Source organism: Candidatus Erwinia haradaeae (assembly GCF_900698995.1).
Lineage (GTDB): Bacteria > Pseudomonadota > Gammaproteobacteria > Enterobacterales > Enterobacteriaceae > Erwinia_E > Erwinia_E haradaeae_C.
Genome location: NZ_LR217735.1, coordinates 304,096 through 319,980 on the forward strand (window position 1 = coordinate 304,096; position 15,885 = coordinate 319,980).

General features: G+C 30.8%; 10 protein-coding genes. 8 read left to right on the plus strand and 2 right to left on the minus strand.

Annotated features, from left to right (window positions below):
* Positions 1–38: 38 nt before the first annotated feature.
* Together gmhB and map are read right to left on the minus strand one after the other, a co-directional pair.
* A complete protein-coding gene (gmhB, locus tag ERCISPPA3004_RS00910; protein WP_157990263.1) occupies positions 39–602 on the minus strand; it encodes a D-glycero-beta-D-manno-heptose 1,7-bisphosphate 7-phosphatase in 564 nt (187 codons plus the stop codon).
* A gap of 2,747 nt (positions 603–3,349) precedes the next feature.
* Complete coding sequence (gene map / locus ERCISPPA3004_RS00915; protein WP_157990264.1) at positions 3,350–4,138, minus strand: type I methionyl aminopeptidase; 789 nt, start codon at positions 4,136–4,138, stop codon at positions 3,350–3,352.
* A 1,292-nt stretch (positions 4,139–5,430) separates the two neighbouring features.
* On the opposite strand from map, the gene rpsB reads away from it, so the two are divergent.
* The 8 genes from rpsB (at position 5,431) to bamA (ending at position 15,882) form a co-directional block, all read left to right on the plus strand.
* Positions 5,431–6,117 carry a 30S ribosomal protein S2 gene (gene rpsB, locus ERCISPPA3004_RS00920; RefSeq protein ID WP_157990265.1) on the plus strand — a complete coding sequence of 229 codons (687 nt, stop codon included), beginning with the start codon at positions 5,431–5,433 and terminating at the stop codon, positions 6,115–6,117.
* A 254-nt stretch (positions 6,118–6,371) separates the two neighbouring features.
* Positions 6,372–7,226 carry a translation elongation factor Ts gene (tsf, locus tag ERCISPPA3004_RS00925; RefSeq protein WP_157990266.1) on the plus strand — a complete coding sequence of 285 codons (855 nt, stop codon included), beginning with the start codon at positions 6,372–6,374 and terminating at the stop codon, positions 7,224–7,226.
* A 168-nt stretch (positions 7,227–7,394) separates the two neighbouring features.
* Complete coding sequence (gene pyrH / locus ERCISPPA3004_RS00930; protein ID WP_157990267.1) at positions 7,395–8,120, plus strand: UMP kinase; 726 nt, start codon at positions 7,395–7,397, stop codon at positions 8,118–8,120.
* 142 nt (positions 8,121–8,262) lie between these two features.
* Positions 8,263–8,820 carry a ribosome recycling factor gene (gene frr, locus ERCISPPA3004_RS00935; protein ID WP_157990268.1) on the plus strand — a complete coding sequence of 186 codons (558 nt, stop codon included), beginning with the start codon at positions 8,263–8,265 and terminating at the stop codon, positions 8,818–8,820.
* A gap of 109 nt (positions 8,821–8,929) precedes the next feature.
* The gene (gene ispC / locus ERCISPPA3004_RS00940) at positions 8,930–10,129 is read left to right on the plus strand and encodes a 1-deoxy-D-xylulose-5-phosphate reductoisomerase (protein WP_157990269.1); all 1,200 of its coding nucleotides are present in this window, start codon (positions 8,930–8,932) and stop codon (positions 10,127–10,129) included.
* 166 nt (positions 10,130–10,295) lie between these two features.
* On the plus strand, positions 10,296–11,039 hold the full coding sequence (gene uppS, locus ERCISPPA3004_RS00945; protein ID WP_157990270.1) for a polyprenyl diphosphate synthase: 744 nt from the start codon (positions 10,296–10,298) through the stop codon (positions 11,037–11,039).
* Between the two features lie 134 nt (positions 11,040–11,173).
* Positions 11,174–12,037 carry a phosphatidate cytidylyltransferase gene (locus tag ERCISPPA3004_RS00950; protein ID WP_157990271.1) on the plus strand — a complete coding sequence of 288 codons (864 nt, stop codon included), beginning with the start codon at positions 11,174–11,176 and terminating at the stop codon, positions 12,035–12,037.
* Between the two features lie 1,433 nt (positions 12,038–13,470).
* Positions 13,471–15,882, plus strand: a complete 2,412-nt coding sequence (gene bamA / locus ERCISPPA3004_RS00955) for an outer membrane protein assembly factor BamA (protein WP_157990272.1) — start codon at positions 13,471–13,473, stop codon at positions 15,880–15,882.
* Positions 15,883–15,885: the final 3 nt, after the last annotated feature.

The following is a 15,885-nucleotide window of genomic DNA, read 5'->3' on the forward strand; positions in this document are numbered from 1 at the left end:
TTAGTATTATATAATATAAATAATAAATTAATGGTAACTTAAGATTTCTGGATATATCTCGGTAAATCTTTAAGACTATCTAATACCCAATCAGCGTTATTTTGATATGAAGATTCAAGATGTCTACCGCTACGTACAAGTATTTTTTTTCCTACACCTGCTGCTTTTGCTGCTTGCATATCTTCAATTTTATCACCAACCATATAGGACGCTGACATGTTAATATTTAACTCTTTTTTAGCAGAAAGGAACATACCTGGTTTTGGTTTTCGGCAGTTACATAACTGACGTCGTAAGTGTATTACGCTTGAAGGATAATGAGGGCAAAAATAGATACCATGTAATTTGACATTTCTATCTGCAAGAAATTTTTCCATCCATTTAGTTAAGATCATAAATTGATTTATATTAAATATACCGCGTGCAATACCAGATTGATTTGTTATCAATATGAGAGAGAAACCCATACTCATTAGTTTTCGCATTGCATCAATGACACCATCGATAAACGTAAAGGCTTCAATTGTTGAGACGTATCCATAATCTAGATTAATAGTACCATCTCTATCTAAAAAAATCGCAGAAATGCGATTACGATACATTTACCCTCCTACACTACATATCTAGATTATAGATTTTTTGAATACATTAAGAAAAATATAAGAAAATATTAGAATGAGCACATGGATTCTAGTTATATTTTTTAATTTTTAATTTTTTTAGTTCAGCCATAAGCTGATACGTATCCAGGATGTGCAAGCAATACAGTTGCAGTAAATAATATGATAAATAACATATATATTAAAACTAAATATAAATATATTAGTAGATATTTTAGATCCTTTATGTACATTCTAGATATGTTAATTAAGAATAGATTCCTTAAAGTTCTGAAAGTATATAAATTAAAATAGACCCTGTTTGCTATTTATTGCAATTGTTAATGATTACTTCAATTATAGCAGGTGCTGCTGTATAGTGAGATGCTGATACATGTGTATACATTTTGATTGCTACAGCTTGCGATCACTGTGAAAATATTCAATATTTAATATTGTTTTTTTGATTTTTTATATGCTTGAATAATCATTCAATCATTCAATCATTAATTTTATCATTAATATGATAGGTAAGTATGTTTTCATGATCCATGAGCTAAGCATGATGTAAGATATATGCTATATGGATTTCTATTATTTTATCTACTTAATAGGAGAAATGTAGATATCTTAAAGTATCTGATATTAGAATACAAAAATCAATCTTAATTTTCACCTAAATTTATATACTAATTAATAAATTAAGAATAATAATATCACATAAAATATGAGCTAAAATGAAAATAATTTCTCAGTTAAATGAGTAATAAAGTATGGTATGTTACATCTTTTCTTTTGGTTTTACTAAGAGTTAGTCATATTTATTATTATAATTGCATAATATATACTTCATTAGTACTATATATTATATAGTATGTTTTAAAAGTTATTTTATTTATTTATTTGAGACACTTTACAGTGTCAATAATAAAAATATTTTGATGTTTATGGTATTATATAGATATACAGGCACTTTATAGTAGATAAATGTGATTTACGATTTATTTTTGCATTGTAATATTACACAATAGATTGTATCTGTTCATAGATAAGTTAGCGCTTGAATTGAAAATTATAATAATTAATTTATTGATATTTTTATATTGTATAATAAGTTTATTATTTATTAAAATAAATATAGTATAGTATATGCTTAATAAATATATGTATTTATATTTAGATCTATGCAAAATACAATACATTAGATAAGTTTTTTAGCTAGGGTTACGACTGATCGTTTGGATGTTAATTTGTACATTAAATTATTTCTATATGTATGAAAGACATCCTTAATTTTCCGATAAATAGCATATAAACAATATTATTGTATACTGGGTTAATTGTAAACATAATATTCATTGTAACATTACGGTAAAAAAGTCTACAATAGAAAAAATTTTTATATATATTTATCTCTATTATGTGTCAATCTCTAAAAATTTATAATGTAGGTTGATATACAGGGTTAATAAATATATTATTATTAGGTGTAGGTTTTTATATTCTTTTTTCACATAAAAAATTAAACAGATTGATAGAGATATTATTAATATATTTTATTGAATGAGTAACATTTTTATATTCACCGTCTCTATCAGAGCAGTACATAAATATTAATTTTATTTTTTTTGTATGTAGTATTTACAAAATTGATTTAAATGAAAATCTTGATTCATAATATCTTTTAATAATATCTTTTAATAACATTTTAGATAAAAGATGAAATCTAGAGCGAAAATGCTTTAAAATATTACACATACAAACATATAAATAGATCATATTTGATGTATTACTGGTTTAATCTTTCTAGACAGATGAATAAGTACTTAAGATTATACATGACGCTGAAGATATACCATGTCGATGTATATAGTGATTTTAGTGCTATTTCTAAGTAGTCGTGTTAATACAAATAATTGCCTTTTGTATTAATAAAAGCATCATTCAAGTCATCTCTACCTGACAAGAAAATTTATACAATTTAAGAGAAGATCATCATTGAATTAGATTATAACTGTCTCTACTTTAGTAGAGACATATTAATAATTTATAGTCTAAAATTTAGTGGTATCTTTTTAGTATAGGATGCGAAAAATAGAATAAATGGTGTCGTAGACATCGAAATAGTTACTAAAACTTTTAAGGAAAGTGTTAAGGTTTTTTTCATTTATTAATTATCATAACCTCAAAATATTTAAAATTAGGAAAGTATTGTTTGAAATTATCAATAGATAACAATGTATTTATGCTGCATAAAATTATAAAATTAAAATAATATATTAAAAATAGCACGTAATATACAATAATACAAAAGGATATAGGAGATTTTTTTAAAAAGATATGATTATTAACGAAAACCAGTGATATTCTTTGGTTAGATATAGAGCATTTAATTTTATTAAGGCTTTCTGTTTTTTTTTGACAAAAAGCTATTTGTGTTAATTCACTGTCTTATATTCTAGATTATTTTTTCAAATAAATTCATACAGATCAGTATTATAATTTTTTGGTGTTATGCTCATCTATTATGTAATTTTACTAGTTAAGGATAGAATATATTCAATTTTTCACATTTTACCAGTAATAAGAGATTCTATTTTAGAATGCTAAAATTATCTAGAAGCATGAGAAATATTTTATATTCTATTTATTTATATTATATAGGTATTATATTTAGTAATAGTTATATTTTTATTGATTTTTTAATCGATACATTATTTGGTATAAATTTCTCTATTAATATTTAAATACTAATGTGTAAATATTCGAGGAATTATTTCATTTTTACGCAGTGTTAGAACTTCGCATCCATTATTTGTTATGACAACAGTATGTTCATATTGAGCAGATAAACTAGAGTCTTTGGTTTTAACTGTCCATCCATCTTTTAGAGTGTAAACACTACACTTTCCAGCATTAATCATTGGTTCAATAGTAAATGTCATGCCTTTTTTTAATACTATGCCACCATCATCAGCATCGTAATGAAGAATTTGAGGTTCTTCATGAAATCCTTTTCCAATACCGTGTCCGCAGTATTCTCGTACTACGGAATAGTTTTCTTTTTCAACAAATTTTTGAATTTCTCTTCCGATAGTTCTGAGGCGAATTCCTGGTTTAATAAGTTGTATAGCAAGATAGAGGCTATTTTGTGCAATACGACAAAGTTTCTCACCTTGAGTAGTTGGCTTACCTACAAAAAACATAGCAGAAGTATCACCATGGTAGTGATTTTTTAGTACTGTGATATCGATATTAACAATATCGCCATTTTTTAGAATATCATTCTGACTTGGAATACCGTGGCATACCACATCATTAATTGATATACATACGGATTTTGGGTATCCACGATAACCTAGGCATGCAGGTATGGCATTTTGCTTTTTAGTAATATAATTATGACATAGGCGATCTAGTCTTTCTGTGTTAACATTAGGAGCAATATGATTCTTAATCATTTCAAGAGCATCAGCGGCTAAGCGACCAGCTTCTCTCATTTTAGTGATCTCTTTGCTAGATTTAATTGAAATAGCCATAAAATAAATATATCCGTATTAAGTAAGAAAAACAGACACTTTCTGATAAGAAGATGGAATGTAAGATAACATTATTATTAATACAAAATAATATTATAATAAAATATAGTAATATGTTATTTACTATTAGTAGTTTAAAGTTCGCAGTCTTTTTTAGTCTTTTTTATAATTAATCACAAATGTAAGAAAAATGAATATTAATATATCTTATAAACTAAAAAATTTTATTTATATTTTTTTTCTTTAATTTTGAAACACATCATAGTTTAGAGTAAGGTGATTGTCATTAATTTATTAGTCTTTTTATTTGATTTCTTGTATGATCAAAAGATCATAGTTAATATACATATATTGTTCGATTACAATGCTCTTTAATTATTCATTATTATTTGTTTAGTGGTATGTTTTGAATATTTTGGTTAAAGTATTAGCTCATTTATATTAGATAAGATATACATTATCTTATCTAAGAGATATATTTCAGAGATAGATATATTAAGACCAGATGATTTCTTGTACTGTTGGTTTTCTGATGTAAAATATGTCCAATGTTATTTTTAATGTAAATACTTTGAGCGGAGATCAGATAAAGTTTGATAATAAATACTCTAAATATGTATTTTATTTTAAATATATTCATGTCATGGTTATGTAAAGAACTATGCATACCATGGTTATGCTAGATAATAATTATACTAACATTATGCCAGGTATAGTTAATTACTTTTTTTATTATAAAAATAATTTATATTGTACTGTATAAATTGTCCTATGTGTATCGCAAGATCTGAACTTGTTTCTTAGTCTTTAATAGACTATGCTTTATTTAGACGATGAATAATCTATTATAATAATTATCTAGATTAATATAATAGAGGTTAATGCAATCGAGTAGCATTTTCACAGCTAACCCTTAAAATAAACAGTTAGTAACAGTCGGAGAACTATAGATAACAATATCTTAATTACCATATTTTATTCGATAATGATCAGAGTTTCATGGCGTCAGTATATAATGACAATATCAATATACAGTGTAATCACCTTATATTGCATTAATTAGTAAAACTCTACAGTAGATTATTATATGCACAAGACATTAGTTATTCTTTGTGATAAACACGCAATAATAAAATCTATGCGTATAGAACGTTCTGTGTTCTTAAAGATATTTTATTGATTTAACTATGATGAGCCTATTTAGTTTAAAACTAATAGGTTTTTTTATTATATATGTATAATTTTAACTACACAATCATATAATTAGTATTATATATTCTATGGGGATAATTATGGAAAATATTTCTATGCATGAAATGCTTCAAGCAGGTGTACACTTTGGTCACCAGACTCGATATTGGAATCCAAAAATGAAACCGTTTATTTTTGGGTCTCGTAATAAGGTTCATATTATTAATCTTGAAAAAACTGTTCTTATGTTTAATGAAGCTTTATCTGAAATTACAAAGATCTCTGCCCGTAAAGGCAAAATCTTGTTTGTTGGTACTAAGCGTTCGGCAAATTTAGCTATTAAAAAACACGCTTTAAGCTGTGATCAATTTTTTGTCAATCACCGTTGGTTAGGTGGTATGCTGACCAATTGGAAAACAGTGCGTCAATCTATTAAGCGATTAAAAGAGTTAGAAATTCAGTCTCAAGATGGAACTTTTGAGAAACTCACTAAAAAAGAAGCCCTGATTCGCATTGGTCAATTAGCTAAGCTAGAAAATAGTTTGGGCGGGATTAAGGATATGGGTGGCTTGCCAGATGCACTATTTGTTGTAGATGCTCATCATGAGCATATTGCGATTAAAGAAGCAAATAATTTAGGTATTCTGGTGTTTTCTATTGTAGATACCAATTCTGATCCAGCTGGCGTGGATTTTATTATTCCAGGAAATGATGACGCTATTCGTGCTGTTAATTTATATCTAACAATAGTAGAGGCTACTATTCGTGATGGGTTATCTAGAGCGTAATTTAGGTTAAATAATAGAATGTATAATACTACTGAGTTATTATTTAAGATATGTTAGGTATATTTTATTATTATTAATAAATAGTTTTTATGAAATAGTGATTTGAATAGGTTGTGAGATTTTGACTTTTTTTGGTATTTATTATATAATTTCTTTTAAAAAGAAATCGGTGTCTTTTTTTAAAAACATACTGTTGTATATTAGATTTATATATATATTTTAAATATAATGCGAGTTAATCGTAGGAGAAAAGAATGGTTCCAATTACCGCTGCTCTAGTAAAAGATTTACGAGAACGCACCGGTGCAGGTATTATGGATTGTAAAAAAGTACTTACTGATGCGCACGGTGATATTGATTTAGCCATAAGATATATGCGTCAATCTGGCATAATTAAAGGAGCAGAAAAAACGAAAAATATAGCTTCAGAAGGTTTAATTAGATGCAAAATTATAGGAAATAATGGCGTTATCTTGGAGATTAATTGTCAGACAGATTTTGTGGTTAAGGATGTTCGCTTTCAATTATTTGCTGATAAAGTACTTGATGCTGCCATTTTTAGTAACGTGATAGATGCAAAAAAACTAGAAGATAAATTTCAAGAGGAGCGTATGTCTCTAATTTCTCATTTTGGTGAAAATATTAATATTCGACGAATAGTTTCTCTAGAAGGTTCGGTTTTAGGGTCATATGTACATAATCAACGTATTGGTGTTTTAGTGTCTCTGACAAAATCAAGCACTAACTTTGCTAAAAAAATTGCTATGCATATCGCAGCAAGCAAACCCGAATTTATTTCACCACAAGATGTATCACCTAAAATTTTAGAAAAAGAGTATCAGGTTCAATTAGAAATTGCAATGCAATCTGGAAAAGCAAAAGAGATTGCTGAAAAAATAGTGAAAGGTAGAATGCAAAAATTTATTCGAGAAATATCTCTAACTAGTCAACCATTTATTTTAGATTTAAATAAAGATGTCGGCCAATGTCTTGCAGAAGAAGATGCAATTGTAAATAATTTTATACGCTTTGAGGTAGGTGAAGGGATTAAGAAAAAAGAATCAAATTTTGCAAAAGAAGTTTCAGTATTAGCTCAAATCACGAAGTAGTTTTATGAGCATCGCCATTTAGATAGTTGTTTTCAAAATTTAACTATTCAAAAATAATCTCAGCTGCGTTATATAGAACTCTTTGAGATTTGAAAGATGATTTTGATGAAAATATAATTCTAGTGAAAATTAGAATTCCTGATTACAGACATCGTCTAGGACATGACTATGGCGACTTATATAAAACCTGTATATCAACGTATCCTGCTAAAGTTGAGCGGTGAGGCATTCCAAGGTTCTGAAGGTTTTGGCATCAATCCAAGTTCGTTAAAGCGTTTGGCAAAAGAAGTGAAAGAGTTAGTAGCATTAGGTGTTCAGATAGGCATAGTTATTGGTGGTGGTAATTTATTTCGTGGGTCAGGTTTAGAACAGGCTGGTATGAATCGTGTAGTAGGAGATCATATGGGAATGTTAGCAACAGTAATGAACGGTTTAGCCATGAGAGATGCCATGTATCGTGCGAATATGCAGGTCACTCTTATGTCTGCTATCCCTTTAAATACTGTTTGCGATACTTATTGTTGGGACAAGGCTAATAGTCTTTTACAGAATAATCACGTAGTTATTTTTGCCGCAGGTATTGGTAACCCATTTTTTACTACTGACTCTGCAGCTTGTTTGCGTGGTATTGAAATTCAGGCTAACGCAGTACTAAAAGCTACTAAAGTAGATGGTGTTTATTCTGCGGATCCAGCAAGTTGCCCCAAGGCGGTGTTATATGAAAAACTTACTTACTCAGAAGTATTAAGTAGCGCTCTAAAAATCATGGATTTGGCGGCTTTTACTTTAGCGCGCGATCATGGGATACCTATTCGTGTATTTAATATGAATAAGTCAGGCGCTCTACGTCGTATACTTATGGGTAAAAAAGAAGGAACTTTAATTACAAATTAATGTTTGTCTTATTTTAACCAGATAAAAATAAAGAGAATTAAGGTAGGCGCTGCCAATCTAATGAAGGTGATAAGTTATTGACAGATTGTGTTTTAGTTCCTGAGAATAGTGATAATATCCATAGCATGTAAGGCTGTATAGAGTGATAAATGATATTCAGAATAACGCTGAAATTCGCATGACAAAATGCGTAGCAGTGTTTATACAAAACATTAGAAAAATTCATACCGGGCGCGCATCAGTATCTATACTTGACGGTATAGTTATTGATTATTATGGATCGTCTTCTCCTTTATCTCAGTTGGCTAATATTACTGTAGAAAATGCTTGCACATTAAAAATTAACGTATTTGATAGATCTATCATTCCTTTAGTTGAAAAAGCAATTATAACTTCAGGTTTAGGTTTTAATCCGCAGACAGTAGGTATAGATATCCGTATTCGACTTCCAACATTAACTGAAGAGCGTCGACATAAACTCATTAAACTGGTACGTAGTGAATCTGAACAGGGAAAAATTTCAGTTCGTAATATACGTCGCGATGCTAATGATCATATTAAGCTGCTTTTAAAACAAAAAAAAATTAGCCTAGAGGAAGACCGACGTGCACAAGAACTGGTACAGAAAATCACTGATATTTTCATTAAAAAAATAGATGGAATCCTGCTAGATAAAGAAAAGGACATATTAGATTTTTAAAAATTTTACCACAATATTTATATGTTAGTATTATATATGATGTCCTAAATTAGAACGATTGTTCGATTTTTTACAGTGACGCCTGAATTTTATTATTCTGAGTAAATGTATGAAGCAATTAACGATCCTCGGCTCAACTGGCTCTATCGGTAGTAGTACGCTATCTGTAGTTCGAGAAAACCGTAAGCTATTTTCTGTTAAAGCTTTAGTGGCGAGACGAAATGTCGAACGGATGATGTGGCAATGTTTAGAGTTTCGCCCGGATTTTGCTGTTATGTTAGATGAAAAAGCTGCGCGCGAATTACGTTTTCGATTACATTATTTTCATGTCTCTACTGAAGTCTTAAATGGTCAACAGGCAATCTGCGATATGGCTGCGCTAGATGATGTGGATCAGGTAGTGTCGGCAATTGTAGGGGTAGCAGCCCTGTTGCCTACTTTATCAGCTATTCAAGCTGGCAAACAAGTTTTGCTAGCTAATAAAGAATCATTAGTAACATGCGGGCGCCTTTTTTTAGAAGCGGTCATTTCTTCTCAAGCTCAGATTGTGCCTATTGATAGTGAACATAATGCCATTTTTCAAAGCTTACCTGTATCTTTACAGACTCAGTTAGGTTTTGCTGTTTTAGAAAACAATGGTGTTGAGAGTATTATTTTGACAGGGTCAGGAGGTCCGTTTCGCGACATTCCTTTATCAAAACTGCGTTATATGACACCAGATCAAGCATGTTTGCATCCAAATTGGATGATGGGACGTAAGATATCTGTTGATTCAGCCACGATGATGAATAAAGGTTTAGAATATATTGAGGCAAAATGGCTTTTTAATGCTTCAGATAAGCAGATGGAAGTGATTATTCATCCACAGTCTGTTATACACTCTATGGTGCGCTATCTAGATGGTGGTATTATGGCACAGTTAAGCTTCCCGGATATGCGATCGCCAATTGCTTATGGTATGGGTTGGCCTCAGAGAGTGAATTCAGGAGCTCCAAAGCTTAATTTTCAGAAACTTTCAGAAATGACTTTTTCAAAGCCTGATTATGTGCGTTATCCTTGCTTAAAGCTGGCTATTCAGGCTAGCCAAGCAGGACAGGCAGCTACCACGATATTGAACGCCTCTAATGAAATTGCGGTGGCAGCATTTTTAGCATCAAGAATAGCTTTTACTGATATTGTTTCACTCAATGCTGAGGTTTTAGACAGTTTGTCCTGCTGTGAGCCAGATAGCGTTGATGCGGTACTTGTTATCGACTGTGAAGCAAGATCTATAGCATGGGAGTTATTGTCACGATTTATTAGAAAATGATCTGTTATGATTTGCTTCATGATCATTGATGATAATTTCTGACTTTGAAGTTAGAGATTATTAATAATGTTAATAAAACAGCTAATTATATTATATCAGCTTAGCTTTAATAAAGAAAGATTCTCAGAAGCGATTTCATTCTGAACTAGGGGAATCATGACGCACGATGTCGCCCGAAGATCAATTACAATATCAGAACCAAAAGATGGTTAAGCCCCGTCATGTAGCAATTATTATGGATGGTAATGGTCGATGGGCAACAAAACAAGGAAAATTACGCATGTCTGGACATCAGGCAGGTGCAGAATCTGTTCGGCGCGCTATTAGTTTTGCAGTAAGTTATCAATTAGATGCACTGACGTTATATGCTTTTAGTAGTGACAATTGGAGTCGTCCTAATCAGGAAGTTATAGCCTTATTAGAGTTATTTGTCTTAGTTCTGGATGCAGAAGTTAAAAATTTAAATAAACATGATATTCGCTTGAATATTATTGGCGATACCACCCGTTTTAGCCATCGCTTACAAGACTGCATTCGATGCGCTGAAGAAAAAACTCAGAACAATCAAGGCTTAATATTAAATATTGCTGTAAATTATGGGGGGCGTTGGGATATTATTCATGGAGTGCGGGCGTTAGCAGAACAGGTGCGAGATGGGAGCCTTCTTCCAGAAGAAATCGAAGAAAAAACGTTAAGCGCACATTTGTGCTTAAGTGCAATAGTACCTGTTGATCTTGTAATAAGGACTGGGGGAGAATATCGTATTAGCAATTTTCTATTATGGCAAGCGGCTTACGCAGAGTTTTGGTTTACAGACATCTTGTGGCCTGATTTTGATGAAAATGTTTTTCAAGGCGCGCTACATGCATTTGCAAAACGAGAGCGTAGATTTGGTGGTATTGCTCTTTAAAAATTTACAGGAACTTAAATGTTTATAGAAACTTAAATGTTTATAGGAACTTAAATGTTTATGGGAACTTAAATGTTTATGGGAACTTAAATGTTTATGGGAACTTAAATGTTTATGGGAACTTAGGAGGCTTGATGTTACGAATGCGATGCATCACCTCATTAGTATTAATTCCAATTATTATTTTAGCATTATTTTATCTACCTATATTGTTATTTGGTATCACTATATTTTTAATAAGCATGCTAGCTGCATGGGAATGGTGTCCTTTGGCAGGTTTATCTTCTTGCTGTCATCGGGTATTCTTTATAATATTATGTGGATTGATTTTATTCATTAGCATGTTTGATATATTATCCGGTAATGCGCTGAAGGGAGCACATTGGTTAAGAATTCCTGATATGTTATGGGTTTCAATATGGTGGTGGATATTAGCAATACCTTTAGTATTATTTTATCCATCTTCAGCCTTATTGTGGAGAAATTCGCGTGTCTTGAGTATTTTATTTGGTTTATTAACTATTTGGTCGTTTTTTTGTGGTATGCTGGCGGTTCGTCAATATCACTATCAATTTGATCACATTGTTGGTGCGTGGCGTCTTCTATATTTATTAATATTAGTCTGGGGGATAGATTCTGGTGCCTACTTATTTGGAAAAGTTTTTGGAAAACATCAGTTAGTGCCAAAAATTTCATCAGGAAAAACATGGGAGGGTTTGTTAGGTGGTCTATTTAGTGCATTTATAATCTTTTTTTTATTTACCCAGCTAAAAATATTGAGTGTAGCGCCAATAAGTTTGTTTTTATGTTCTATATTTACCGTGCTCGCTTCTATTTTGGGTGATTTAAGTGAAAGCATTTTTAAACGTGCAGCTGGCATCAAAGATAGCGGTAAACTAATTCCTGGACATGGTGGTATATTAGATCGTATTGATAGTCTGACTTCTGCCGCTCCAATTTTCGCTAGTTTGCAGTTTATGATTACAGAAGTTCTCTAAGGGAGAATACTATTTAGCGAGAGTATACTATTTGGTGGTATACTTGGAAAATCTTTCTTAAAGTTTGTATAAAAAATATTAAGATCATTGTACATCAGTGTTGGTATTTTAGATGGTGTATTACTATAAAGTATAAATAATGCAATATTTTATTTCTTTTAAATATTAAATAGGTTTTATTTCATAAAATTGATAGTTTTGATAATTGAAATGTTAAATGAAGACGTAATTACTTTGAATCTCGTATGTCTTTATGAAATGAATCAATAATTAAAATTATTTAATAGATGTATGATCAAAACAAGATCTGCGTTAATTGTAAGTTTTGTTTGATCTTTAATTGAGAAAATAAATTTTATTCTGATAATTTTTTAAATGTGTTTATTCAAAAATTATTTTATTCATTATTTTGATTATAGTTAAGTAAATATTCTTTTAGTAGGTTAGTTCTTTAATAAGTAGTTGTAAGTAAATGTATTGATAGAGTAAATAAGTTAGGGTGGAATAATTTATTTAAAAGTTGTAGTGAAATGATTAGTGCAAATATTTTTATACAGTACCATATATTCAACTATATCTTTTTATGATACATAGAGCATTAAAAATTGCTACACCTGTTAACTACAAGTACAATCTAGATGACTTTTATTTTTCGTCCTATTTATACCTTATAAGTTGATCTATTGAGATGACAGATGCTAGAAGTATAAGTATTCTTTATAGAGAGCCGATAAGACTAAAAAAATAAAATATTTTTTGATAAAAATTATCATCGTCCTTATAGTATCTCGGTGTGCTATGGTCAAATTACTTTAACAAATCTGCTTTGTATAGAGCTTTAGTTAGTGGCTTTATAAGATAGAGCTTTTCTAAATGAAAAGAATTATATTTTACAAAAATTTTAAGCACATTACAGGTTTTTTCCTTGTATGCGTAGTACGTCTGCTTAATATAGAATAGTTTTCTAGTATGAGTCGTTGGTTATTATTTGTAAAAAAATTTTTATATCTAAAATATACTTAATTTTGATGTTAAAAATATTTAAAATGAATCATAATTGAAAGACAATGCCATAATTTTAATTGATATTTTTTATTTGACCAAGTGTTTGTTCTTTAGATGAATAGAATATTACGGCATTTACTACATCATGTTTCTGGCGCTCTTTCAGCGTTAATCTTTGGACGATCAACCCTTGTTCACTGTTAGTCTAGATAGTGATAACCTACTTTTTCTATAGTATTGAAGATAATAGGTAGCCTCATGCCTGAACAAATTCATAAACTTTTTTATTATTTTAATGTCATTGGTCCAGTATTTTGCAAAGGGCTATTATTTATAATGATTTATCATATTGTGGATTGCGTAAAATTACATAACTTTGTGCTATGTAATAAAATTTATAATAAAAGCCGGGATGCATTTACCAAAGGATGCCAATGAAAAATTTTCTCATAGCATCACTTTTTTTGAGTAGCGCTACTGTATGTAGTGCAGATAGATTTGTGGTCAAAAATATTTATTTTGATGGATTAAAACGGATCTCTGTTGAGTCTGTACTGCGAAGTATGCCTGTTCATGTTTCAGATGTAGCCTCTTATGAAGATATTAGAAGGACTATTCATGCATTATTTGCGACTGGAAAATTCGATGATGTGCACCTTATACGTAATGGTGATTCTCTAATTGTAAAACTCAAAGAGCGTCCAGTAATCGCTGGTATCACTTTTTCAGGAAATAAAATTCTTAAAGAAGAATTATTAAAAAAGAATTTAAACGCTTTTGGTATATTCATTGGAGAGGTATTAGATCATTCTTCTCTTGCTTCTATTGAGCAAGAATTAGAGGATTTTTACTATAGTATCGGTCATTATCGGTCAAGTGTGAATACTGTCTCAACTACATTACCAGGTAACCGTGTCGATTTAAATTTTGTTATCACTGAGGGGAGACCTGCCAAAATTCAACAAATTAACATCGTGGGTAACAAAATATTCAGCACAGATGAGCTTCTCTCTCATTTTAAATTAAGAGACAAAAATTCTTGGTTACATTTATTAAGTGATAGTAAATATCAGACACAAAAAGTCAATGAAGATTTAAACATCTTGCGAGGTTTTTATCTCGATCGTGGTTATGCACGTTTTAATATTAATTCTACTCAGATTAATTTGACGCCAGATAAAGAAGGTATTTATATTACTATTAATATCACAGAAGGTGATCAGTATCAATTATCTGATATTATGATTAATAGCAATATAAAACTCGATTCAAGAGAGATTCAGACTTTAAAAACAGAGCAAATTGGTAGTTTATATAACAGGACGCATGCTTTGCGTATAGAAGAAACTATTAAAAAAATCTTAGGACATCATGGGTATATATATCCGAAGATTCAGACGAATCTATATATTAATGATACTAAAAAAACCGTAAAGTTAAGCTTTATTATTAATTCAGGTATTCGATATTATGTACGTCAAGTACGTTTTGAAGGTAATCATGTATCTAAAGATGCCGTGATGCGTCGTGAAGCTCGGCAAATAGAAGGCACATGGTTACAAAGTGATCTGGTAGAACAAGGAAAAGAGCGTTTAAATCGTCTTGGTTACTTTATCTCAGTTAGCTCTAAAATTCAACGAGTGCCTGAATCTTTAGATCAAGTAGATGTAGTATATAGAGTACAAGAACGCAATACTGGAACGATTAACCTAGGTATAGGTTATGGGACGGAAAATGGTGTGAATTTTCAGATTGGACTCACTCAGGACAATTGGTTAGGAACGGGGAATGCTATTGGTATAAACAGCACAAAAAATGATTATATGACATACGCTGAACTCTCTTTAACTGATCCTTATTTTACTACTTTTGGCGTAAGTCTCGGTGGACGTTTTATTTATAATGATTTTAAAGCTCATGCCGCAGATTTGTCTGATTATACTAATAAATATTATGGAGGTGATAGTATGCTTGGTTTTCCATTAAATGAAGCTAACACCCTCCATATTGGTTTTGGTTATCTTCATCATAGTCTTTCTGATATGAAACCACAGGTTGCGATGTGGCGTTATTTGCGCACTCATGGTGAGAACCCTTCGGTTTCTGCTACTGAAGAGTTCTCTACAGATGATCTTACTTTAAATTATGGGTGGACTTATAATACATTAGACCGTAGCTTTTTTCCTACTAGAGGACATCATGCCAATCTTAATGGTAAGATAACTATACCTGGTTCAAAAAATACTTTTTATAGAATCATGATGAGTATGCAGCAATATTTTCCATTGAATGTCACCAGAGACTGGATTCTATTGTGTCGCGGTCGCTTAGGTTACGGAGACGGTTTTGATGGCCATGAGCTGCCGTTTTATGAAAACTTTTATGCTGGTGGTTTAACAACAGTGCGAGGTTTACGCACGAACACTATTGGACCAAAGGCTGTATATTATAATAATGCTTTATCTAAGTGCACTAGTGGTTCTCTGAGCAGCATATGTCAGTCTGCAGATTCGGTTGGTGGTAATGCTCTAGTAGTATTAAGTACTGAGTTAATTACACCAACGCCTTTTCTGAATGAAAAATATATTAATTTAATACGTACTTCTCTGTTTGTAGATGCTGGTATGTTATGGGATACGCGCTGGAAAGAAACTCAAGAGATGAGTTTTCTGCATATTCCAGATTATAGTAAACCTAAAAATATTCGTATCTCAGCAGGGGCTGCGCTACAATGGATGTCACCTATTGGGCCATTAGTATTTTCATATGCTTGCCCTTTTCATAAGTATCATGGAGACAAATCTGAACCATTTCAATTTTATATAGGAAAAACTTGGTAGCAC